This window comes from Pseudomonas sp. HR1 (assembly GCF_030175875.1).
GTDB lineage: Bacteria > Pseudomonadota > Gammaproteobacteria > Pseudomonadales > Pseudomonadaceae > Chryseomonas > Chryseomonas oryzihabitans.
Window position 1 is genome coordinate 1 of the sequence record NZ_JASNRF010000072.1, and the last position, 583, is coordinate 583.

A 583-nucleotide genomic window follows, 5' to 3' on the forward strand; every position below is an offset into this window, starting at 1 on the left:
GTGTTCACCGATCCGCAAGTGGCGACCGTGGGCTACAGCGAGGCGGAAGCCCACCACGACGGGATCGAGACCGACAGCCGCACCTTGACCTTGGACAACGTGCCGCGTGCGCTCGCCAACTTCGACACACGCGGCTTCATCAAGTTGGTTATCGAGGAAGGCAGCCATCGGCTGATCGGCGTACAGGCGGTCGCGCCGGAAGCGGGTGAACTGATCCAGACGGCGGCTCTGGCCATTCGCAACCGCATGACGGTGCAGGAACTGGCCGACCAGTTGTTCCCCTACCTGACGATGGTCGAGGGGTTGAAGCTCGCGGCGCAGACCTTCAACAAGGATGTGAAGCAGCTTTCCTGCTGCGCCGGGTGAGAAAAAGGAGGTGTTCAATGAACGCCTACACGGTGTCCCGGCTGGCTCTTGATGCCGGGGTGAGCGTGCATATCGTGCGCGACTACCTGCTGCGCGGATTGCTGCGCCCGGTGGCGTGCACACCAGGCGGCTACGGCTTGTTCGATGACGCCGCCTTGCAACGGCTGTGCTTCGTGCGGGCGGCCTTCGAGGCGGGCATCGGCCTCGACGCGCTGGC

2 protein-coding genes are annotated in these 583 nt (G+C 64.3%); both read left to right on the plus strand.

Going from position 1 to position 583, the window contains the following annotated elements; translation table 11 throughout:
• A partial coding sequence (locus tag QKY98_RS23645; protein ID WP_502945106.1) for an oxidoreductase dimerization domain-containing protein occupies window positions 1–366 on the plus strand: 366 nt, incomplete at its 5' end.
• 17 nt (window positions 367–383) lie between these two features.
• The coding region (gene merD, locus QKY98_RS23650) for a mercuric resistance transcriptional repressor MerD (protein WP_284671710.1) at window positions 384–583 on the plus strand (200 nt) is incomplete at its 3' end.